Here is a 21,303-nt window from a genome sequence, read left to right on the forward strand (position 1 = left end):
CGGCAGGCGCGGCGTCCTTGCCCGGGTTTGCGCTGCTGTCGCATGCCTGGGCGATGGATATGCATCGTGGTCGATTCTTTGACCACTCCCTGAATCCATGAGGCAGTCATGACCACCGATTTTTCCAGCACCGCTGCTCAGATACAAGATTCAGCGCGGACGCGCCTTGATACCGGACCGTTGTCATGGGTGATGAGCGAAATCCGCGAGGCGCTGAACCAGTCCGGCGCCGCCCTGGCGCAAGCCGGCGACGTTGCCAGTGACGATTATCTGACAGCTATCCGCCACGCCAAGACTTACCTGCACCAGGCGCACGGCGCGTTGCAGATGGTCGATATCGATGGCGTCACAATCATCACCGAAACGGTTGAAGACATACTCGAACGCGCAGAATCCGGCCATGCCGAGCTGAGCGCGCAACATGTGCAGATTATCGGTAATGCCTACCAGGCGCTGATCGAATACCTGGACGAAGTGCTGGCCGGCGGCAGCCACCAGCCGGTTCGGCTGTTTCCTTATTACCAGGCGCTGCTGGAGATCCGCGGCGCTGAACGCATCCATCCGGCCGACCTGTTTTTCCCTGACCTGACGATTCGTCCCCATTTTCCGGCGGCAGAGCTGGCCGCAGCGGTTGAGGCGGACGTTTACCTGCCATTGCGCAAGCGCTTCGAACGCGCGCTGTTGCCTTTCCTGAAAAGCGCCGACAAGGCGATCGAACTGGAAAACGCCAGCGCCATGCAAGGCGTGGTGACGGAAGTCGAGCAGATGCAGCGCAACCAGCAATCGCGCGCGTTCTGGTGGGTGATGCATGGTTTTGCCGAGGCAGTCGCCAGCGCGCAGATCTCGAACGAGCTTTACGTCAAGCAGCTGTTCGCTCGCATCAACCTGCAGCTGCGGCGCTTGAGCCAGGGTTCGTCGAGCATTTCGGAACGGTTGCTGCGCGATGCCTTGTTTTTTATCGCCGGCATCGAGCAGACATCAAAACTGGCGACACAGATCCGCGTCGCTTACCGCCTCAACGGCCTGGTGCCGGCCGACTACAGCACGCGCCACTACGGCCAGATCAGCCTGGACGCCTTGAGCACCGCCAAGGACCGCCTGGCGCAGGCCAAGAACATGTGGGACCGGCTGGCCAGCGGCGACGCCAGCCCGGCGTCCGCCTTCGAACAGGAAATGCATGGCTTGAGCGAAGCCGGCAGCCGGCTGAATGCGCCGTCGCTGTCCAAGCTGCTGCGTGAACTCAACGGCATTGCCCGCCATGCTGCACATTCGCGGCCGGGCGATGCGATCTGCATGGAGATCGCCACCAGCCTGCTGTTTATTGAAAACACGCTGAACCATATCAGCCGCCTGCCGGAGAATTTTTCCGAGCGCGCCGATGCGATGACGGCGCGCCTGCTGTCGGTCGTGTCCGGCGAGACGCTGGGCAAGCCGGCGCAATGGATCGACGATATCTACCGCGAAGCGCAGCAGCGCCAGACGGTCAAGATGCTGGCTTCCGAAATGCTGTCCAGCCTGCGCCAGGTCGAAAAGATGCTGGATGAATTTTTCAACGATCCGGACCGGCGCGAAGTGCTGGCCCAGATCGAGCAGGTATTGCACCAGATCCAGGGTGCGCTGGCGATCCAGGAGCAGAGCGACGCCATGCGCGTGGTCGAGCATACCCGCAGCACCCTGCAGCGTTTTGCCGCCGAAGGCAGCGACGTGGTGCCGGAGCAGAAAGAGTTCGAACGGATTGCGCAAAACATTGGCGCACTGAGCTTCTTTATTGAAACCCTGCAGCACCAGTCGGATACGCAGAACAACCACTTTACGTTCGATGAAGAAGCTGGGGTGTTCCGCATCAACTTGCTGGAACGGCGCGCCGTGGTTGCCGCTCCTCTGCCTGATCCGGTAGTGCCGTCGTCCGCCGCCGACAGCCATGCGCTTGCCGCCGCCGGCACAGTAACCAGCGACAGCTTGCCGTCCTTGCCTGAACTGGCGACAGTGGAAGAGGAGCTGTTGCAGCACCAGCAGGAATCGGCGGAACTGGCGCTGTCGTTGACCGCGCAGCCGCATGATCCGGAATTGCAGGAAAGGCTGAAAGAGTCGCTGGTGCAGATGCGGGTCGATGCCGCTTTGAGCGACAATCCCGAAGCGACGGACCGGGCCCAGGCCGCCATCGATATTCTCGATCATCCGGATTTCTCGGCACAATCGCTGGCGGGCATTGTCACCGCTATCGTGCCGTTGCACACGGCAGAAGCCGCAGCGCCGCTAGCGCCGGCTGCGGTAAGCGACGAGGAGGCTGATGCCGAACTGCGTGAGATTTTTTTGTCCGAAGCGGACGAGGTCCTGACGAACGCCAGGCTGACCTTGCCGCAATTGCAGCAGCACGACGCCCCGCATAAACAGGAACCCCTGACAGTACTGCGCCGTGCCTTTCATACGCTCAAGGGCAGCGGCCGCATGATCGGCCTGAACGCTTTCGGCGAAGCAGCCTGGAGCGTTGAGCAAGTGTTGAACCTGTGGCTGTCGGAATCGCGCGCAGTGAGCGCCGACCTGAACGCCTTGCTGGATCACGCCGTGACCCAGCTGGATGGCTGGGTCAAAGAGATACAGCAGCACGGCCATTCGCAACAGACGCCTGACGCCCTGGCTGAAATTGCGGCAAGAGTCCGTGAAGGCGGACCGTTTGCCGATCCGGCGGCGCTTGCCTTGGCCGAGACGGAGGAAACGCTGGAATTCGGCGACCTGCCGGAACTGCCGGCGCAGGCCGAAGAAATCCAGCTGACTGACGATGCCCTGGCTTTGTTTGCAGCGGCTTCACACCCTTCGGCTGTCGAAGAAACAAAGTTGCCAGAGATTCAGTTTGAGGAGCCGGCGCCAGCAGTTGCGGAACCCGCAGTTGCCAAGACGGAGCCAGTGGAGGCGCTGGCCAGTGCTGAAGTGATCGCTTTTCCCGGCATGCAGGAAATCCGCCATGACGACAGCACCAAGCAGATCGGCGACCTGACGATCAGCCTGCCGCTTTACAATATTTACCTGGCCGAGACCGACCAGCTGGTACGTCACCTGTCGCACGATTTTGCCGAATGGCGGCATGAGCCTGAACGGCCGGTAATGACGCAGTCGGTTCATGCTGCGCATTCGCTGGCCGGCAGTTCCGCCACGGTCGGTTTCAAGCCTTTGCAGGAAGTGGCGCATGCGCTGGAGATGGCTTTGCAGCGGATGGCGCTGCAGCCAGGCCCTCTGCACGGTGCAGACTACGATACGCTCCAGCTTAGCGTCGAACGGGTCAAATGGATGCTGCAACAGTTCTCGCAAGGCGACATGCCGTATTACGAACCGGCCCTGGTCAGCAGCCTGGATAGTATGTGGCAAGGCCAGGAATCGCGCGCCGCCGAAGTGGAAGAGGTGGCGGAAGCTGTCGACGAGACCATAGCTGTTGCCGATGTGGCGGAGGCGCCGCAACACGTGGCAGACGTCGTGGAACCAGTTGTCGAAAGCCATCTCCATGTGGTCCCGACTATTGCGGAAGAGATAAGTGCGAGCATCCCGGCCGAGGCAAGCGATATACAGCCGATAGCGGCCGTGCCGCAATTGTTCGATTCAGCCAAGGAAGAAATCGATCCTGCGCTGGTGGTGCGGGATGAGCTGGATGCCGACCTGTTACCGGTGTTCCTGGAAGAGGGCAGCGACATGCTGCCGCAAATCGGCAGCGCCTTGCGCAGCTGGCAGCAGCACCCGTCCGACGTCAAGCCGTCGCAAGCCATCCTGCGCCATTTGCATACCATCAAGGGCAGCGCCCGCATGGCCGGCGCGATGGTGCTGGGCCAGCACATGCATGAGATGGAAAGCCATATCGAAGTGATCCTGCAATCGGGCAGCTCTTCGCGGCAGACGATCGACGAGTTGCTGGCGCATTATGACCGCGGCGTGCACATGTTCGAGAACCTGCGCAATCCGCAGGCGCCGCAGCCGGTCGCAGCCGCTGTCGTTGCGCCGGCTCCGGAGGCGCACGACCCGGTCAACCTGCCGAGCGTGATGCCGTCGCTGGCGGCCGGCGTGGCGCCGGTGCCGGCGGTTGCCGCCACCACCGGCCTGGTGTCGCAGGTGCGTGTCAACGCCGAAGTGCTGGACCGGCTGGTGAACCAGGCCGGTGAAGTATCGATTACACGTTCGCGGCTGGAATCCGGCATCGGCACCTTGCAGATATCCTTGTCGGAACTGACCGAGAACGTCGACCGCCTGCGCGGCCAGTTGCGGGAAATCGAAATCCAGGCGGAAGCGCAGATCAGCTCACGCATGACGCTGGCCGGCGAACGCGAATTCGATCCGCTTGAATTCGACCGTTTTACCCGGCTGCAGGAACTGACGCGAATGATGGCGGAGAGCGTCAACGACGTCGCCTCGCTGCAAAAGAACCTGACCAATACAGTAGACGGCGCCAACGCCGACTTGCTGACCCAGCGCCGTTTGACGCGTGACCTGCAACAGGATCTGATGCACGTGCGCATGGTGCAGTTTGCCAGTATCGCCGAGCGCCTGTACCGGCTCACGCGCCAGGTCGCCAAGGAACTGGACAAGCGCGTCAACCTGGACATCCGCGGCGGCAACGTCGAAATCGACCGCAGCGTGCTGGAAAAAATGATTGCGCCGTTCGAGCATCTGCTGCGTAACGCCATCGTGCACGGCATCGAGTCGCGTGAAGCGCGGCGCGCCGCCGGCAAGAACGAAACCGGCGAACTGAAGATTGAAATCCGGCAGGACGGCAATGAAATCCTGATCCAGCTGTCGGATGACGGCCAGGGCTTGAACCTGCAGCGCATCCGCGACAAGGCGCGCACGATCGGCTTGCTGGAAAACGACGAACAGATATCCGACCTGGAAACCACGGACCTGATTTTCCGTCCCGGCTTTTCCACCGCGGCCGATATCACTGAACTGGCCGGCCGCGGCGTCGGCATGGATGTGGTGCGCTCCGAAGCGGCATCGCTGGGCGGCCGTGTCGCCGTCAGCAGCGATTCTGGCCAAGGCACGCATTTCACGATCCACCTGCCGCTGACGCTGGCTGTGACCCAGGTGGTGCTGTTGACCACCGGCGGCAGCACGTATGCGGTGCCGTCGGCACTGGTCGAGCAGGTGCAGCAATTGAAGGTAAAGGCGCTGGCCGCGGCCTACAACGACGGTTCGCTGATCTGGCAGGGGCATAAAGTGCCGCTGCAATATCTGTCGACCTTGCTGGGCGATACCGAGATGGTGCCGGTGGCGCAGCAATATTCGCCTATCATCATCCTGCGCAGCGGCAACGACCGGGTAGCGATACACGTCGACGAAATCGTCGGCAACCGAGAAGTCGTGGTCAAGAATATCGGCCCGCAGCTGTCACGCATGATCGGCATTGCCGGCGCTACCGTGCTGGGTTCGGGCGACATCGTGCTGATCTTGAATCCGGTGCCGGTGGCGATGCGGCAGTTATCCAATGCGGCCCACGAATTGCGGGCGCCGCGGCAATCGCACCTGGCTACCCACGAGACCTTGGGCGCGGTAGCGGAAATGAGCGTCAGCGCCGAATCCGATTTACCGCAAGCAGCCCAGGCAGTGCAGGGCCTGCGCAGCCAGAACGTGGTGATGGTGGTCGACGATTCGCTGACCGTGCGCCGGGTCACCCAACGCTTGCTGTCGCGTGAAGGTTACCAGGTAGTGCTGGCGAAAGACGGTGTCGATGCGCTGGAACAGCTACAGGCGATTACACCTGACGTGATGCTGGTGGATATTGAAATGCCGCGCATGGATGGCTTCGATCTGAGCCGCAACATCCGCAACGACGAACGCACCCGTCATATCCCGATCATCATGATCACCTCGCGTACCGCGGCCAAGCACCGCAGCTATGCGATGGAGCTGGGCGTCAACGAGTACCTGGGCAAGCCGTATCAGGAAGACGAGCTGATCAGCACCATCAAGTCTTTCATCAAGAAAGAAGCCAACACCCTGCAATAACACTTTATGCGCATGCATGGAAGACAGGTCTTCCATGCATGCGCATAATTTCCCTTACTCCGCATTCACTGTCTTCACCACCGCATAACGCTGCAAGGTTGCCTTGCGTGCCTCATCGTGCTGCACCAGCGGGAGCGGATAGTCCTGTCCCAGCCTGATTCCGGCTCGTTCCAGCTCTTGCGCGGGCGCCAGCCAAGGCGCGTGGATATGTCTGTCGCCGAGAGCGGACAATTGCGGCAGGTAGCGGCGGATGAACTTGCCGTCGGCATCGAATTTTTCAGACTGGGTAATGGGATTGAAAATGCGGAAATAGGGTTGCGCATCGCAACCCGACGAAGCAGCCCATTGCCAGCCGCCGTTATTGGCGGCGAGATCGAAATCGTTGAGGCGCTCGGCAAAGTAGCGTTCGCCCCAGCGCCAATCGATGCCGAGATCCTTGATCAGGAACGACGCCGTCACCATGCGCAGGCGATTGTGCATATAGCCGCTCTGATTGAGTTGCAGCATGGCGGCATCGACCAGCGGATAGCCGGTGCGGCCATCGCACCAAGCCAGGAACAGGCTGTGTGCTCGCTCACCGCTTTCCCATCGGATAGCGTCGTATTCCGGCTTGAAAGCAGCTCCTGCTACATGCGGATGATGATGCAGGATCATGAAGTAAAAGTCGCGCCAGATCAGTTCCGACAGCCATATTGCGGCGCCGCCGGCCGCCGCGCCCTGGTGTAGCGCCTGGTAAGCCAGGCGGGCCAGCGTACGAATCGAAATAGTGCCGAAGCGCAGGTGTATTGAAAGATACGATGGTCCCTTGACGGCCGGGAAATCGCGGCTCTGGCCGTATTGTCCTAGACGCGGCATGAAGTCCTCCAGCAGACCGCAGGCGCCAGACATGCCTGGCGCGATCTTCAGCTCTCTCAGGTTGGTTTTCTTGAAGCCTAGCGCGGCCAGGCTGGGTATCTTTTCGGGTGGCGAGGAAGGCGGCGGCGCAAGACGCGCCGCATATTTTTCTATCGGGTAGGGTTTCAGGAAAAACGAGCCATCTGCTGCAGCCAGCCTTTTCATCCAGGCATTCTTGTAGGGCGTGAATACAGAAAACGGCTGGCCGGCCATGGTCAACACTTCCTCGCATTCAAAAATCACCTGGTCCTTGTAACTGTGCCAGGCACGGCCATCGGCGGCCAGTGTTCTGGCGACGCCGGCATCGCGCTGCCGTGCCTGCGGTTCGTAATCGTGGTTGCTGAACACGGCATTGACGCCAAGCTGCCGTGCTAGCGCAGGGATGACATCGTGGGCGGGACCATGGCGCACCAGCAGTCCGCCGCCCAGTTTGCGCAGCTCGAGGTCGAGCTCGGTCACGCTGCCGCGGATGAATTCGACCCGGCGATCGGCGCCTAGGCCGGCATCCAGCAATGGCTGCAGGATATCGGTGTCGAACACGAATACGCAGAATACCGCCGCGCTGTTTTTTAATGCATGGTGCAGGGCCGCATGATCGGACATGCGTAAATCGCGACGAAACCAGACCAGGGATTTCTCAAATTGCGGCATGAGGGCAATGATGTATACAAAAAATGAATGATTGTGAGGCAACGCCGAGGCGGGCTTGCGAGGACTTTACCCGACAAGCAACACTATGCAAAGCGGCTTTAGCGTATTCAAAACTGATAAAATGCGGTCCATGGCCAAGCTAGACACAACTCCAGACGATTCTCCCGCGCGCAAGAGCAGCGCGAAGGCCGGCGCGGATTCCCCGCCCCTGAACCTGACAAATCATTTCCTTATTGCAATGCCTTCCATGCTGGATCCCGTTTTCGGCGGGACCGTGGTGTATTTGTGTGAGCACAATGCCAACGGCGCGCTGGGCGTGGTGATCAATAAGCCGACCGACATGACCATGCAGGTATTGTTCGACCGCATCGATCTGGAGCTTGAAATCAGCCCCGGATTGGGCAGCCTGGAATTCGGCGATCCGATTGCCGAACGGCCCGTGATGTTTGGCGGCCCGGTGCAGGTTGAGCGTGGGTTTGTGTTGCACGCGCCCATCAAGAACTATTCGTCGACCTTGAAAGTGACGGACCAGATTGCCATGACCACCTCCAAAGACGTGCTGGAAGAAGTAGCGCACGGCAGCGGGCCGCAGCGCATCCTGGTCAGCCTGGGCTGTTCGGGGTGGAGCGCCGGCCAGCTGGAAAGCGAGATTGTCCACAACGGCTGGCTGACTGTCGCCGCCGATCCTGCCATCATTTTCGAATTGCCGATTGCCGAGCGGTTTGCCGCCGCGGTCAACCTGTTGGGCATTTCGCCGTATATGCTGACTGCGGAATCCGGACGTGCGTGAGATGCAGGAAGATCTGTGTGGGAGCGGGGCATGACGGGGTTAACGGGTACCGTGCTGGCTTTTGATTTCGGCCTGAAGCGCATCGGCGTGGCGGTCGGCAATACCTTGCTGAAGCAGGCGCAGCCGCTGCAGGTCATCAGCGCTGCCACCAACGACGGCAAGTTTGCTGAAATCTCGGTCCTGATCAAAGAGTGGCAGCCGGTGTTGTGCGTGGTCGGACTGCCCCTGCATCCGGACGGCGCAACGCACGAGATGAGCGTCCGCTGCCAGCGCTTTGCCAACCAACTGCACGGCCGCTACGATGTCGCCACGGTGCTGGTCGATGAACGCTACTCGTCTGCGGTGATCAAGCAGCAGCGTGGAGAAGTGATCGACGACCGGGCCGCGGCGATCATTCTGCAGCAGTATTTTGATGACTTATTTGATGACTTAACCGAATGACTTTGACTTTGCGGTGAAGATGCAATGACTACTATTACTCCCCAATTCGCCCAATTCGATGCCGAAGCGCTGTACCAGGTGCTTGAGGCAAAAGTAAAGGCCGCCCTGGCGCAAGCCGACAATGTCGCTGTCATCGGTATCTACTCAGGCGGTGCCTGGATCGCCGAGCGGCTGGTCGCGGCCTTGAACCTGAATCCGGCAGAGCGCCTGGGATTTATCGATGTCTCGTTCTATCGCGACGACTTTTCCGAAAAGGGCCTGCGCGCCGACATCAAGCCGACCCAGATCCCGTTCGACGTCGACGACGCCACCATCCTGCTGGTGGACGACGTGCTGTACACCGGACGCACCACGCGCGCGGCGATCAACGAACTGTTCGACTACGGCCGTCCCAAGAAAATCATGCTGGCGGCGCTGATCGACCGTGGCGAGCGCGACTTGCCGGTGGCCGCCGATTTCATCGCCGATGCAGTCTCGCTGCAGCCGGGCCAGTCCCTGCAACTTCAACGCGCCGACGACGGCAGCTTCACTCTAATTATCCAATCCAATGCTTAATCCCCAACTCAATAAAAACGGCGAACTGCAACATCTGTTGACTATCGAGGGACTGCCGACTTCCGTCGTCACGCATATTCTGGACACCGCTTCTTCTTTTGTCGGCGTCAGCGACCGCGACGTCAAGAAAGTGCCGCTGATGCGCGGCAAGAGCGTATTCAACCTGTTCTTTGAAAACTCGACCCGCACCAGGACTACCTTCGAGATCGCTTCCAAGCGCCTGTCGGCCGATGTGATCAACCTGAATATCTCCGCCTCCAGCGCCAGCAAGGGCGAATCGCTGCTGGACACGATCGACAACCTGTCGGCCATGCACGCCGACATGTTCGTGGTGCGCCACGCCCAGTCCGGCGCGCCTTACCTGATCGCCAAGCACCTGACCGACACCCGGCAGCACCACGTCCATGTGGTGAACGCCGGCGACGGCCGCCATGCTCACCCGACCCAGGGGTTGCTGGACATGTACACCATCCGTCACTACAAGAAAGATTTCAGCAACCTGACGGTGGCGATTGTCGGCGACATCCTGCACAGCCGCGTGGCCCGTTCCGACATCCACGGACTGACTACCCTGGGCGTGCCGGAAGTGCGCGCCATCGGCCCGCGCACCTTGCTGCCCAGCGGCCTGGAGCAGATGGGCGTGCGCGTCTTCACCGACATGAACGAAGGATTGAAGGGCGTCGACGTGATCATCATGCTGCGCCTGCAGAATGAGCGCATGAGCGGCGCCTTGCTGCCGTCGGCGCAAGAATTCTTCAAGAGCTACGGCCTGACGCCAGAGCGCCTGGCGCTGGCCAAGCCGGATGCGATCGTGATGCATCCGGGGCCGATGAACCGCGGCGTGGAAATCGACTCGGCGGTTGCCGACGGCGCGCAGGCGGTGATCTTGCCGCAGGTGACATTCGGCATCGCGGTGCGGATGGCGGTCATGAGTATCCTGGCCGGGAACTGAAATTGCGTTGCCCGAACCTGAATCCAGCTAATTATTTATAGAATCGCCACCACATTTACAGATGAAACTTCACATCAAAAACGGCCGCCTGATCGACCCCGCAAACAATATCGATGCACAGCAGGATCTGTATATCGCCGCCGGCAAGATCGTCGGCGTCGGCAGCGCGCCGGCTGATTTCTCCGCCAACAAGACGATTGACGCCAGCGGCCTGGTGGTGGCGCCGGGCCTGGTCGACTTGAGCGTGCGCCTGCGCGAGCCCGGTTACGAATACAAGGCCACGCTGGAATCGGAAATGCAGGCAGCCATGCAAGGCGGCGTCACCAGCCTGGTGTGTCCGCCCGATACCGATCCGGTGCTGGACGAACCGGGCCTGGTGGAAATGCTGAAACATCGCGCCAAGAGCCTGAACCAGGCGCATGTCTATCCACTGGGGGCCTTGACGGTCGGCCTCAAGGGCAAGGAGCTGACGGAGATGGCCGAACTGACCGACGCCGGCTGCATCGGCTTCGCCCAGGCGGAAGAGCCGATCCTGGACACCACCGTGCTGCTGCGCGCCATGCAGTACGCCCGCACCTTCGACTACACGGTCTGGCTGCGCCCGCAAGACCCTTACCTCGGCCATGGCGGCATTGCCCACAGCGGCGCGGTTGCTTCGCGGCTCGGCCTGTCGGGTGTGCCGACCATGGCGGAAACAATCCGCCTGCAAACCATTTTCGAACTGGTGCGTGCGACCGGCGCCCGGGTGCATTTGTGCCGCATTTCGTCGGCCCCGGGACTGGAACTGATCCGGGCTGCCAAGAAAGAGGGTTTGCCGATCACTTGCGACGTCGGCGCCCATCATATCCACATGACGGATGTCGATATCGGCTTTTTCGATTCCAACGCCAGGATGACGCCGCCGTTCCGCTCGCAACGCGACCGCGATGCGATCCGGCAGGCGCTGCTGGATGGCACCGTCGACGCCATCTGCTCGGACCACACGCCAGTCGACGACGATGAGAAATTGCTGCCGTTCGGCGAAGCGACGCCCGGCGCCACCGGCCTCGAGCTGCTATTGTCGCTGGCCTTGAAATGGGCCGACGAGTGTGTCGCTCCGGAGCAGCAAGGCCTTAGCCGTGCGCTGGCGAAAATCACCACCGATGCTGCGCGCGTGGCAGGCCTGCCAGCTGGCCAGCTGACCATCGGCAGCGTCGCCGACATTTGCCTGTTCGATCCGGCCGTGCGCTGGAAAGTGGAAGCCAAGGAATTGGCAAGCCAGGGCAAGCACACGCCGTTCCTCGGATACGAACTGTGCGGCAGGGTCAAGACCACGATTGTGGCCGGTCATATAGCATTCGAACGCGCATGAGGCAGCTGCGGTTCGCCGCGCGCCTGGTGCGGGTGCTGCTGCACCTGCTGGTCGGCCTGTGGACTTGCGCCGTGGTGTTTCCGCTGGCCGACAACGCAGGGCGGCAACGGCGCATACGGCTGTGGTCGATCCAGCTGCTGGCGATCTGCCGGGTCCAGGTCACGCTGCGCAATCCGCACAACAGCGTAGCGGCGGCGCGCGCCCTGATCGTCGCCAACCATGTTTCGTGGCTCGATATCTTCGTCATTAACTCGATCCAGACCTGCCAGTTCGTGGCCAAGTCGGATATCCGCGACTGGCCCTTGATCGGCTGGCTGTGCGAAAAGGGCGGCACGATTTTCATCGCACGCGGCAAGCAGCGCGACGTACGGCGCATATTCCAGGGGCTGGTGACGAGCATCGAAGCAGGTGCGCGGGTCGCCTTTTTCCCCGAAGGCACCACGGCGGCGCAGGGTTCCATCCTGCCGTTCCATGCCAACCTGTTCGAGGCCGCGCTCGACGCCAAAGTACCGGTGCAGCCATACGCCTTGCGTTACCTGGATGCACAAGGAGCGCTGCATCCGGCCGCGGATTTTATCGGCGACATGACGTTTGCCGAAAGCATGCTGGCGATCCTGAAAGCCCCACCAATGAAAGCGGAACTGGTCCAGCTGGCGCCTATCGATACGACCGGATCGCACCGCCGCGACCTGGCTGTCCTCGCACATGCCGCGATTGCCGAGGCGTTGGAGATCACGGAAAAAGAAGCGACAGATATCTGATTTATCCCGGCCGCTGCGCTTGCGGGCAGCTGACCTGGAGCAGCAAACGATCGGACAGCCGCACCGCGGTGAGTTTGCCGCCCCATACGCAGCCGGTATCCAGTCCGATCAGGTTCGGCCTGAGCACCAGTCCCAGGGTCGACCAATGGCCGTACACCACCGTCACGTCCTGGGTCTGCCGCTGCGGCACGTCGAACCAGGGCAAGTAGCCGGGCATGGATATGCCGGTGCTTTCCTTGGCCGCCAGTTCCATGGTTCCGTCCGCAGTGCAAAACCGCAATCGCGTCAAGGCGTTGACGATACAACGCAAGCGCTCGTTGCCTTGCAGCGCATCGTCCCAGCGCAATGGCTGGTTGCCATACATTTCACGCAAAAAATCTACCCAATGCGGGCCGCGCAGCACAGTTTCGACTTCCTGCGCCAACGCTACCGTTTTGGCGGTGGACCATTGCGGCAATACGCCGGCGTGTAAGAACAGGTGATCTTGTTCCAGCAGCGCTAAGGGGCACTGCCTTAGCCAGTCGAGTAGTTCGTCACGATCGGGGGCGTCGAGAATTTCCTGTAGCGTATCGCCGCGGTGGAGCTTGCGGATGCCGTGTGCGGCGGCCAGCAGGTGTAGGTCGTGGTTGCCGAGTACTGCCTGGGCGCGGTCGCCCAGCGAGCGGACCAGGCGCAGTGTTGCCAGCGACTGTGGGCCGCGGTTGACCAGGTCGCCGACAAAAACCAGATGTGCATCAGGGGTGGTTGCGTCAATGCGCTTTAGTAAATCGAGCAGGCTTTGGTGGCAGCCTTGCAAGTCGCCGATGGCAAATAGCGTGGAACTGATAGGTGTCATGTTTCGCAGCGATTGCAGCAATTGAGGTTCGATATTGTAGATCGCCAGCCGGTTTCTTGAGACGCTCATTATGTTTAATGTGCGGGAAGTCGACATCGGAATCAGCTATGAGGGTCGATAGAGGGAAAGTGCGGCACTTCTCGTATTAATTACTGTCTGAAGTTGATTAAAAGTTCTGAATTATTGTTTAGTTGTTATTTTGCAACAGTTTGTTACATTGCTTACCAATATGCACGGAGTTAAACATCGTTAAATGATATTTAAGTAACTTATATTGGCCGGCAATAGTGGATAATTCAGGGTTACGCACGAATTTGGTGAATTGAAAGAAACGCGCAGTATTTAAAGCCGGCTGGCCAAATTCTTCAGAACTCAATTTTTAGGACAATTACATGATTTTCATTACTGGCGGGGCTGGTTTTATCGGGTCCAATTTCGTACTCGACTGGTTGGCGCAAAATGACGAGCCAGTGATTAACTTCGATAAGCTGACTTACGCCGGCAACATGAATAATCTGGCGAGCGTTCGCCAAGACCCGCGCCATATTTTTGTACAGGGCGATATCGGTGATACGGCTCAAGTTGCAGCCTTGTTCGCACAATACAAGCCGCGCGCAGTAGTCCACTTTGCCGCCGAAAGCCATGTTGACCGTTCGATCCACGGCCCCGCGGCTTTTGTCGAAACCAATGTCAACGGCACCTTCGGCCTGCTGGAAGCTACTCGTGCCTATTGGAGCGCGCTGCCGGATGCCGAAAAAACAGCATTCCGTTTCCTGCATGTCTCCACCGATGAAGTATATGGCACGCTAGGCCCCGCCGACGCCCCGTTCAGTGAAACTACCCAGTACGCGCCCAATAGCCCGTATTCAGCATCGAAAGCGGCTTCGGACCATCTGGTCCGCGCATATCACCATACCTATGGATTGCCGACGCTGACCACCAATTGCTCCAATAATTACGGCTCTTACCATTTCCCCGAGAAACTGATCCCGTTAATTATCACCAATGCGCGCGCCGGCAAGCCGCTGCCGATATATGGCGACGGGCAGCAAGTGCGTGACTGGCTTTATGTCAGCGACCACTGCGCCGCGATCCGTCGTGTGCTGGCAGCGGGCAAGCCAGGAGAGGTTTACAACGTTGGCGGCTGGAATGAGAAAGCCAACCTCGATGTGGTCCATACGCTATGCGACATTCTGGATGAGCTCGATCCGAAGGCAACGGGAAGCTATCGCGACCAGATTACCTACGTCACCGACCGTCCAGGCCATGACCGCCGCTATGCCATTGACGCAGGCAAGATTGAACGTGAATTGGGCTGGAAGCCGGTGGAAACTTTTGACACCGGCATCCGCAAGACAGTGCAGTGGTACCTGGCTAACCAGGATTGGGTAAAAAATGTCCAGTCTGGCGATTATCTGAAATGGGTTGAAAAAAATTACGAGCAGCGCCAAAGCTCGGGAGAGGGAGCGTAATGACTACAGCTCAGAACCGTAAAGGCATCATTCTCGCGGGAGGCTCTGGCACTCGCTTGTATCCGGTCACCATGGCAGTGTCGAAACAATTGCTGCCAGTGTATGACAAGCCGATGATCTACTATCCGCTGACCACGCTGATGCTGGCCGGGATACGGGAAATCCTGATCATTTCAACGCCTCAGGATACGCCCAGATTCAAGGAGTTGCTGGGCGACGGCCGGCAATGGGGGATTGAATTGAGCTATGCGGTGCAACCGACCCCTGACGGCTTGGCTCAGGCATTCATTATCGGCCGCGATTTTGTCGGCGATGCACCGTCGGCCCTGATCCTGGGCGACAACATCTATTACGGCCACGACTTCGAAAGCCAGTTACGTGCAGCTTCGGCCCGTACCGAAGGCTCCACTGTATTTGCTTATCATGTACACGATCCGGAGCGGTACGGCGTGGTCGAATTCGATGACCAGCGGCGCGCCGTCAGCATCGAAGAAAAACCTCTGCAACCCAAATCCAATTACGCTGTCACCGGGCTGTATTTTTATGACCGTGAGGTATGCGACATCGCTGCCGGCATCAAGCCGTCTCCACGCGGAGAATTGGAGATTACCGACGTGAATCGAGTATACCTGGAGCGGCAGCGCCTGAATGTCGAGCTGATGGGGCGCGGAATGGCATGGCTGGACACCGGTACCCACGAATCGTTGCTGGAAGCCGGGCAATTCATTGCCACCATTGAGAACCGCCAAGGCCTGAAAGTGGCTTGTCCGGAAGAAATAGCCTTTCGCACGGGATATATCAATGCCGACCAACTGGAGCAATTGGCGCAGCCGCTGAAGAAAAACGGATACGGCCAATATCTGCTGGGCCTATTAAAAGATAAGGTATTTTAAACATGCAAGTACAAACCACGAATATTCCTGAAGTACTGATTTTCGAGCCGAAGGTTTTCGGCGATGATCGCGGCTTTTTTTATGAGAGCTTCAACGAACGTCGTTTCAATGAGCTGACCGGCCTTAACGCCAGCTTCGTTCAGGACAATCACTCCAAATCCGCCAAAAATGTCCTACGCGGACTGCATTACCAGATTCGCCAGCCGCAAGGCAAACTGGTGCGCGTGGTTGCTGGAGAGGTATTTGACGTTGCCGTCGATGTACGCAAAAGCTCGCCGACTTTCGGGCATTGGGTGGGTGTAACGCTGTCGGCTGAAAACAAACGCCAATTGTGGATCCCGGAAGGATTTGCGCATGGTTTTGTGGTGACCAGCGAGTCGGCAGAGTTCTTGTACAAGACCACGGATTACTGGGCGCCGGAGTTCGAGCGCAGCATTCTCTGGAACGACCCCGCCATCGGCATCGACTGGCCGATCACAGGGGCACCGCTGCTATCTGGAAAAGACCAGGTCGGCAAGCTGCTGGCGGATGCCGAGGTGTTCGCGTGAAGATACTTGTTACCGGGAAAAGCGGCCAGGTTGGCTATGAACTGGAGCGCAGCTTGCAAGGCCTCGGCGAAATTATTGCCCTTGATCGTAGCCAAATGGATTTGTCTGACCTGATTCAGGTCCGGAATGTGATTCGTGAAATCAAGCCGGATCTGATCGTCAATCCCGCCGCCTACACGGCGGTGGACAAGGCCGAAACGGAAGTCGAACTTGCCATGCGCGTGAATGGCGAGGCGCCTGGCCTTATGGCTGAAGAAGCAAAGAAGCTCGGCGCAGCCATCATTCATTATTCTACCGATTACGTTTTTGATGGCAGCAAAACCAGCCCGTATGTCGAAACCGACCCTACCTGCCCAATCAACGTCTATGGTGCCAGCAAGCTCGCCGGCGAGCAAGCGATCCAGGCAATAGGCGTTCCGCATCTGATTCTGCGTACCAGCTGGGTGTATGGCATGCGTGGAAAAAATTTCTTGTTGACAGTATTGCGCCTGGCGCAGGATCGCGACGAGTTGCGTATCGTTGGCGACCAGCATGGTGCGCCGACCTGGTGCCGGACAATTTCGGATACCACTGCCCACATTGTTGCGCAGGCCGCTTCCGCATCGCATTCTCAGGACTGGTGGCAGGAAAAAAGAGGTTTATATCATCTAACGGCTCAAGGCCAGACAACTTGGGCTGGCTTTACGGAGGCGATACTTGCCAACGCCGTTTTACCTAAAAAGCCAACTGTAACTGCAATAAGCACGCAAGAATATCCGTTACCGGCAAAGCGGCCGGGAAATTCGGTTATATCGTGCGAAAAATTGATAAATGCGTTTTGCGGGTTGCCGACTTGGGACCAGGCCTTGAAGCTATGCCAAGACTGAGATGACATAAACGTCTCAGCGTACTCCCCTTCGGTTGATTTGATATCGCAATCATTGACTGCGAGAGATCGGGAGTCGAGTACTGAAAAGAGAAAGAATAAGGTGAAAACTTGGATCTAACAAATTCTGAATCCAACAAGAAGTCATATCGAACATTTATTCATAATATTGGATGGAATTTGGTAGGTCAGGTAGCTCCGTTGATTGCGGCGGTAGTATCTATTCCGCTATTGATCAAAGGCCTGGGAGTCGATCGTTTTGGAATATTGACCATCGCTTGGATGCTGATCGGTTATTTCAGCCTGTTTGATCTGGGGATAGGGCGCGCATTAACACAAATTATCTCCGAGAAGCTCGCCATAAATGATGAGGCCGCAATTCCGCCGTTAATGTGGACAGGGTTAACGGTCATGTTCGTACTCGGCTTGCTTGCCAGCTTGTTCATCGTTGGCCTTAGTGACTGGATTATTTACTCAGCTTTAAAAATACCTGTTTATTTACAAGCTGAAACGAAACGCAGTTTGAGCATGCTGGCACCATCCATTCCATTGGTGCTCATAGCTACAGGCTTGCGAGGAATCTTGGAAGCTAAGCATGAATTTAAATCGGTAAATCTAGTACGTATCCCTCTGGGGGTATTGATGTTTGTAGCGCCACTTTGTGTGCTGCCGTTTTCCAATAGTCTCGTTGCAATTTTCTTTTCTTTACTATTGGTGCGTGCCGCCACAGCGATAGCTTTCGTGTACCTGTGTCATCGTTCGCTGGATAATTTCACGGAATTCACTTTGTCAAAGGCAGTGATACCTGAATTGCTGAAATTTGGCGGATGGATGACGGTCAGCAATATCGTCAGTCCTATCATGGTCCAAATGGATCGTTTCGTAATTGGGATGATGCTGTCAATGGCGGCGGTAGCATATTACGCTACACCCTATGAAATGGTGACCAAGCTTTTGGTAGTTCCGGCAGCGATAGCTGGAGTATGTTTTCCACAATTTGCTAAATTAAATGCACAGAAAAATATCAAAGATGCTATGGCTTTATATTGGAAAAGCTGTAAGTACATATTTTATCTGACGTTTCCAGCAATAATTTTCCTAGTATTGTTTGCTGGATGGATACTTCACTTGTGGCTTGGAGGGAAGTTTTCGGATGAGAGTACCCGTGTATTCCAGATATTGGCTATCGGGGTCTTGGTAAATGGTTTAGCGGCTATTCCTTTTGCATTTTTGCAGGGAGCCGGGCGATCAGATGTGACTGCGAAAGTTCATGTTTGCGAACTACTTGTATATTTGCCTCTGTTATATTTTGCTGTAAGCAAATTTGGTATTGTGGGCGCCGCTACGATTTGGTCGCTGCGGGTGTTCTGTGACGGGGTGATATTGCACAAAATGGTAAATATAATTATTGCACGGGGTAATGAGCTTGTTCGACCTTCATCATCGTTGTGAATTTAGTCGTTTTATTCAATAGTGATCTGTTTTTTTGCATAGAAAATATTGATAACTGATTGCTACGATGGTTTGGTACCAGGATTATTGAAGATTTTATTGTTTTAGATATTTATGAAAGAATGAAAAACATCTGATTGTGGATAAATCCGACGTTCATATCTCAGCGCATTAGAGAATTCAATTTCTTGAGTATCTTATAGCGTAAATGGCAAATTCAAAATTGGGTTTAAGTGTGTGTTGATATTAATGATAAGAATTTACTAAATGAATGATTTAAATAAAATCAGTACCGCAGCAATAGTGGTTGGTTATTTTCCTGAGTACAAAATTGTAGTCAATCTCTTGAAATCTCTTTCTCCACAGGTCGACCATTTGATACTGGTTGATAATGGAGGCAGCAGGGAGGCCTACGATTTTGCACAAAAGGAAGGTTTGGCTATTGAATATATCGAATTCAAAAAAAACCTAGGTCTCGGACATGCTTTGAATATGGGGTTCGAGCGTGCTGTCAGCTTGGGAGTGAAGTATGTGGCCACTTTTGACCAGGATAGCGCCCCTGTTGCTGATTTGATTGCTAATCTAAGGAATGCTCATCAGATGTTCGAGGGGCAGGGTGTCAATTGCGCTGCCGTTGCTCCGGTTTTCTTTGACCGACGCGAGGCCACCAAGGTTTACTTCCCATTTTATCTGGAACGGGAGGGGCGGATTATTTCTAGAATGCCGAATAACTGTGCAGACAATTATGTCGAAACCGATGCCCTTATTACTTCAGGGATGCTGGTGCGAACAGACGTCTGGACTGGCGGCGTACACTACGACGACGGCCTATTTGTAGATTACACCGATACCGAATGGTGCTTTCGTGCGCGAGCTAAAGGCTACAAACTGTTTGGCTGCCTCAGAATAGAAATGGGACACGCGCCTTCAGATGCGCCTCCTGCGCGTATTTTTGGTTTGAGCTTCTTTAGATATTCTCCCCTGCGACGTTATTATTATTTCCGTAACACTGTCAGTTTTTGCCGGGCCGATTACGTTTCCTGGGCATGGAGGCGGCGTTTGACATATGGGCTTACTCTCAGATTCTTTATTAATTGCTTAATTGATAAAAAAAAGCTGCGTAGTTTGAAAATGATGCTTGCTGGCGTTTACGATGGTTTGCGCCGCAAGTCAGGTGAGTTTATCGGGTGAAGCATATTATGAATATTTTGATTACTGGCGGTGCCGGCTTTATTGGGCAGAACTTGGTGTATTCCTTACGCAAGCAGGGGTTTGGGATTCGTATTCTGGACAATTTCAGTCCACAGATCCATGTCACGCAGAGCTTGCCTGCCGATCTGGTTGATCAGGTTGAGCTGATCCGCGCCGATGTTCGTGACCGTGACGCACTGGAACAGGCGTTGGCTGGCGTGGACGGCGTGGTGCATCTGGCGACCGAAACCGGCACTGCGCAATCCATGTATCAGATTGCCCACTACAATAACGTGAATAGCCAGGCTACTGCCCAGTTATTGGATGTGCTGGCTAACGCCCCTCATTCGATCAAGAAGATTGTTCTCGCCTCATCTAGGTCAATCTATGGCGAAGGGGCCTATAACTGCGAAACTCATGGGCTTGTCTATCCTGGCGCTCGCAGCGCCGCGCAACTGAAAAGCCATCAGTGGGATCCCGTTTGTCCGCAATGCGGCGCTTCGATAGTTGCTGTGCCAACGCCGGAAGCAGCGCGGCCAAGTCCCGCATCTATCTATGCCGCTACAAAGTATGCGCAAGAAGACTTGATTCGCATCGCCGGAGATTCTCTGGGAATCGGAACAGCCATCCTGCGCTTCCAGAATGTGTACGGCGCAGGGCAGTCGCTGAACAACCCGTATACCGGAATTCTTTCGATTTTCTCCACGCGCATACGCCGTGGCATGTCGCTCCCGATCTTTGAGGATGGGCAGGAGAGCCGTGATTTTGTACATGTCAGCGATGTCGTCCAGGCAATCGAATTGGCGCTCCAGACAGACGCTGCAAATGGCGGCACTTTTAATGTTGGAGCCGGTGAACCTACTTCCGTATTGGAAATTGCCAATATGCTGGTGGATGCATTCGATGGCAAGGTGCGGCCTGAAGTCACTGGGCAATATCGCCTGGGTGATATCCGTCACTGCTACGCTGACTTGACTCAGATCAGGTCCAAGCTGAGATTCGAACCAAAAATGTCCCTGAAAAGCGGGATGGAGGAATTCGCCAGCTGGGTGCTGTCTCAACCGCTGCCCGAAGACGGACTGGATAAGGCTAACGAGGAACTAAAAAAACGCAAGATGATGTCATGAGCTTGAAAGCAATTTTAATTGCCGATTTAAAGCGGCAGTATCTGATTGCGGGTCAACTGCAGCGGCAAGCCACCCTCTTTGGCGTTCTGAAGAGCTCATTGTCGCCGCGATTCATGCCAGTCGTTCTCTTCCGTCTTTCGCACTGGCTTTTTCAGCGTCGGCTGTCGCCGCTTGCCAAGATATTCGGCCTCATGAATTTCGTCCTGTTTGGCCTTGAGATAGCGGCTCGATGCGAGATTGGTCCTGGACTATATTTCCCCCACACGCAAGGTACAGTCATCGGCGCCAACAAGATTGGAGAGAACGCGACGATTTATCACAACGTGACTTTTGGCGCGCGCGAAATCGATCTTGATTATTCAGCCTCTTCTCGACCAGATATTGGCGATAACGTGATCGTTGGCGCCGGTGCGAAAATTCTCGGGCCGGTAATGGTTGGTAATAATGCCCGGGTGGGGGCGAACGCCGTGGTTGTTGAAGATGTCCCCGCCGGTGCCACTGTTGTTGGCATTCCAGCGCGTATAGTCAAACAGGTTTAAA

Annotated in this window: 17 protein-coding genes; 15 read left to right on the forward strand and 2 right to left on the reverse strand. The window is 56.7% G+C overall.

What is annotated here, in order from left to right; all coding sequences use genetic code 11:
* Positions 1–108 precede the first annotated feature (108 nt).
* On the forward strand, positions 109–5,985 hold the full coding sequence (locus CFU_RS04115) for an Hpt domain-containing protein (protein WP_014004786.1): 5,877 nt from the start codon (positions 109–111) through the stop codon (positions 5,983–5,985).
* A 54-nt stretch (positions 5,986–6,039) separates the two neighbouring features.
* Here the strand turns inward: CFU_RS04115 and CFU_RS04120 are convergent, their stop codons facing one another.
* Positions 6,040–7,530, reverse strand: coding sequence for a cryptochrome/photolyase family protein (locus tag CFU_RS04120; protein WP_041741240.1), 1,491 nt, complete (start codon positions 7,528–7,530; stop codon positions 6,040–6,042).
* Between the two features lie 130 nt (positions 7,531–7,660).
* Between CFU_RS04120 and CFU_RS04125 the strand changes: the two genes are divergently transcribed.
* The 6 genes from CFU_RS04125 to CFU_RS04150 all read left to right on the forward strand — a co-directional run bounded on the left by CFU_RS04125 (position 7,661) and on the right by CFU_RS04150 (position 12,380).
* A complete protein-coding gene (locus tag CFU_RS04125; protein WP_050808717.1) occupies positions 7,661–8,320 on the forward strand; it encodes a YqgE/AlgH family protein in 660 nt (219 codons plus the stop codon).
* A gap of 30 nt (positions 8,321–8,350) precedes the next feature.
* Complete coding sequence (gene ruvX, locus CFU_RS04130) at positions 8,351–8,761, forward strand: Holliday junction resolvase RuvX (RefSeq protein WP_014004789.1); 411 nt, start codon at positions 8,351–8,353, stop codon at positions 8,759–8,761.
* Between the two features lie 24 nt (positions 8,762–8,785).
* Complete coding sequence (gene pyrR, locus CFU_RS04135) at positions 8,786–9,316, forward strand: bifunctional pyr operon transcriptional regulator/uracil phosphoribosyltransferase PyrR (protein ID WP_014004790.1); 531 nt, start codon at positions 8,786–8,788, stop codon at positions 9,314–9,316.
* Complete coding sequence (locus tag CFU_RS04140; protein WP_014004791.1) at positions 9,309–10,268, forward strand: aspartate carbamoyltransferase catalytic subunit; 960 nt, start codon at positions 9,309–9,311, stop codon at positions 10,266–10,268. The genes pyrR and CFU_RS04140 overlap by 8 nt, the downstream gene beginning before the upstream one ends.
* 61 nt (positions 10,269–10,329) lie before the next feature.
* Positions 10,330–11,619, forward strand: a complete 1,290-nt coding sequence (locus CFU_RS04145) for a dihydroorotase (protein ID WP_014004792.1) — start codon at positions 10,330–10,332, stop codon at positions 11,617–11,619.
* On the forward strand, positions 11,616–12,380 hold the full coding sequence (locus CFU_RS04150) for a lysophospholipid acyltransferase family protein (RefSeq protein WP_041741242.1): 765 nt from the start codon (positions 11,616–11,618) through the stop codon (positions 12,378–12,380). The genes CFU_RS04145 and CFU_RS04150 overlap by 4 nt, the downstream gene beginning before the upstream one ends.
* Before the next feature lies 1 nt (position 12,381).
* Here CFU_RS04150 and CFU_RS04155 read toward each other — a convergent pair whose 3' ends face one another.
* The gene (locus CFU_RS04155; protein WP_041742984.1) at positions 12,382–13,215 is read right to left on the reverse strand and encodes a symmetrical bis(5'-nucleosyl)-tetraphosphatase; all 834 of its coding nucleotides are present in this window, start codon (positions 13,213–13,215) and stop codon (positions 12,382–12,384) included.
* Positions 13,216–13,607: 392 nt separating this feature from the next.
* On the opposite strand from CFU_RS04155, the gene rfbB reads away from it, so the two are divergent.
* The 8 genes from rfbB to CFU_RS04195 all read left to right on the forward strand — a co-directional run bounded on the left by rfbB (position 13,608) and on the right by CFU_RS04195 (position 21,302).
* Positions 13,608–14,687: a dTDP-glucose 4,6-dehydratase gene (gene rfbB / locus CFU_RS04160; RefSeq protein WP_014004795.1), complete on the forward strand. Its 1,080-nt coding sequence runs from the start codon at positions 13,608–13,610 to the stop codon at positions 14,685–14,687.
* A complete protein-coding gene (rfbA, locus tag CFU_RS04165) occupies positions 14,687–15,580 on the forward strand; it encodes a glucose-1-phosphate thymidylyltransferase RfbA (RefSeq protein WP_014004796.1) in 894 nt (297 codons plus the stop codon). Before rfbB ends, rfbA begins: the two co-directional genes overlap by 1 nt.
* 2 nt (positions 15,581–15,582) lie before the next feature.
* Positions 15,583–16,128 (forward strand): dTDP-4-dehydrorhamnose 3,5-epimerase, encoded by a 546-nt coding sequence (rfbC, locus tag CFU_RS04170; RefSeq protein ID WP_014004797.1) that lies wholly within the window; start codon positions 15,583–15,585, stop codon positions 16,126–16,128.
* Positions 16,125–16,994 carry a dTDP-4-dehydrorhamnose reductase gene (gene rfbD / locus CFU_RS04175; protein WP_014004798.1) on the forward strand — a complete coding sequence of 290 codons (870 nt, stop codon included), beginning with the start codon at positions 16,125–16,127 and terminating at the stop codon, positions 16,992–16,994. The genes rfbC and rfbD overlap by 4 nt, the downstream gene beginning before the upstream one ends.
* A 110-nt stretch (positions 16,995–17,104) precedes the next feature.
* Positions 17,105–18,445, forward strand: coding sequence for a flippase (locus CFU_RS04180; protein WP_014004799.1), 1,341 nt, complete (start codon positions 17,105–17,107; stop codon positions 18,443–18,445).
* A 267-nt stretch (positions 18,446–18,712) separates the two neighbouring features.
* Entirely contained in the window at positions 18,713–19,636 is a 924-nt protein-coding gene (locus tag CFU_RS04185) for a glycosyltransferase family 2 protein (protein WP_041741244.1), read from the forward strand.
* 8 nt (positions 19,637–19,644) lie between these two features.
* Positions 19,645–20,763, forward strand: a complete 1,119-nt coding sequence (locus CFU_RS04190; protein ID WP_041741246.1) for an NAD-dependent epimerase/dehydratase family protein — start codon at positions 19,645–19,647, stop codon at positions 20,761–20,763.
* Entirely contained in the window at positions 20,760–21,302 is a 543-nt protein-coding gene (locus tag CFU_RS04195) for a serine O-acetyltransferase (protein WP_041741248.1), read from the forward strand. The genes CFU_RS04190 and CFU_RS04195 overlap by 4 nt, the downstream gene beginning before the upstream one ends.
* The last annotated feature ends 1 nt before the right edge of the window (position 21,303 follow it).

The sequence above is a fragment of the Collimonas fungivorans Ter331 genome, from assembly GCF_000221045.1.
GTDB classification, from domain to species: Bacteria; Pseudomonadota; Gammaproteobacteria; order Burkholderiales; family Burkholderiaceae_D; genus Collimonas; species Collimonas fungivorans_A.

Coding starts and splice junctions, on each gene's coding strand:
- CFU_RS04185 (WP_041741244.1), top strand. CDS start 18,713: ATGAATGATTTAAATAAAATCAGTACCGCAGCAATAGTGGTTGGTTAT.
- CFU_RS04140 (WP_014004791.1), top strand. CDS start 9,309: ATGCTTAATCCCCAACTCAATAAAAACGGCGAACTGCAACATCTGTTG.
- CFU_RS04190 (WP_041741246.1), top strand. CDS start 19,645: ATGAATATTTTGATTACTGGCGGTGCCGGCTTTATTGGGCAGAACTTG.
- pyrR (WP_014004790.1), top strand. CDS start 8,786: ATGACTACTATTACTCCCCAATTCGCCCAATTCGATGCCGAAGCGCTG.
- CFU_RS04155 (WP_041742984.1), bottom strand. CDS start 13,215: ATGACACCTATCAGTTCCACGCTATTTGCCATCGGCGACTTGCAAGGC.
- ruvX (WP_014004789.1), top strand. CDS start 8,351: ATGACGGGGTTAACGGGTACCGTGCTGGCTTTTGATTTCGGCCTGAAG.
- CFU_RS04195 (WP_041741248.1), top strand. CDS start 20,760: ATGAGCTTGAAAGCAATTTTAATTGCCGATTTAAAGCGGCAGTATCTG.
- CFU_RS04115 (WP_014004786.1), top strand. CDS start 109: ATGACCACCGATTTTTCCAGCACCGCTGCTCAGATACAAGATTCAGCG.
- rfbC (WP_014004797.1), top strand. CDS start 15,583: ATGCAAGTACAAACCACGAATATTCCTGAAGTACTGATTTTCGAGCCG.
- CFU_RS04150 (WP_041741242.1), top strand. CDS start 11,616: ATGAGGCAGCTGCGGTTCGCCGCGCGCCTGGTGCGGGTGCTGCTGCAC.
- CFU_RS04145 (WP_014004792.1), top strand. CDS start 10,330: ATGAAACTTCACATCAAAAACGGCCGCCTGATCGACCCCGCAAACAAT.
- CFU_RS04125 (WP_050808717.1), top strand. CDS start 7,661: ATGGCCAAGCTAGACACAACTCCAGACGATTCTCCCGCGCGCAAGAGC.
- rfbB (WP_014004795.1), top strand. CDS start 13,608: ATGATTTTCATTACTGGCGGGGCTGGTTTTATCGGGTCCAATTTCGTA.
- CFU_RS04120 (WP_041741240.1), bottom strand. CDS start 7,530: ATGCCGCAATTTGAGAAATCCCTGGTCTGGTTTCGTCGCGATTTACGC.
- rfbA (WP_014004796.1), top strand. CDS start 14,687: ATGACTACAGCTCAGAACCGTAAAGGCATCATTCTCGCGGGAGGCTCT.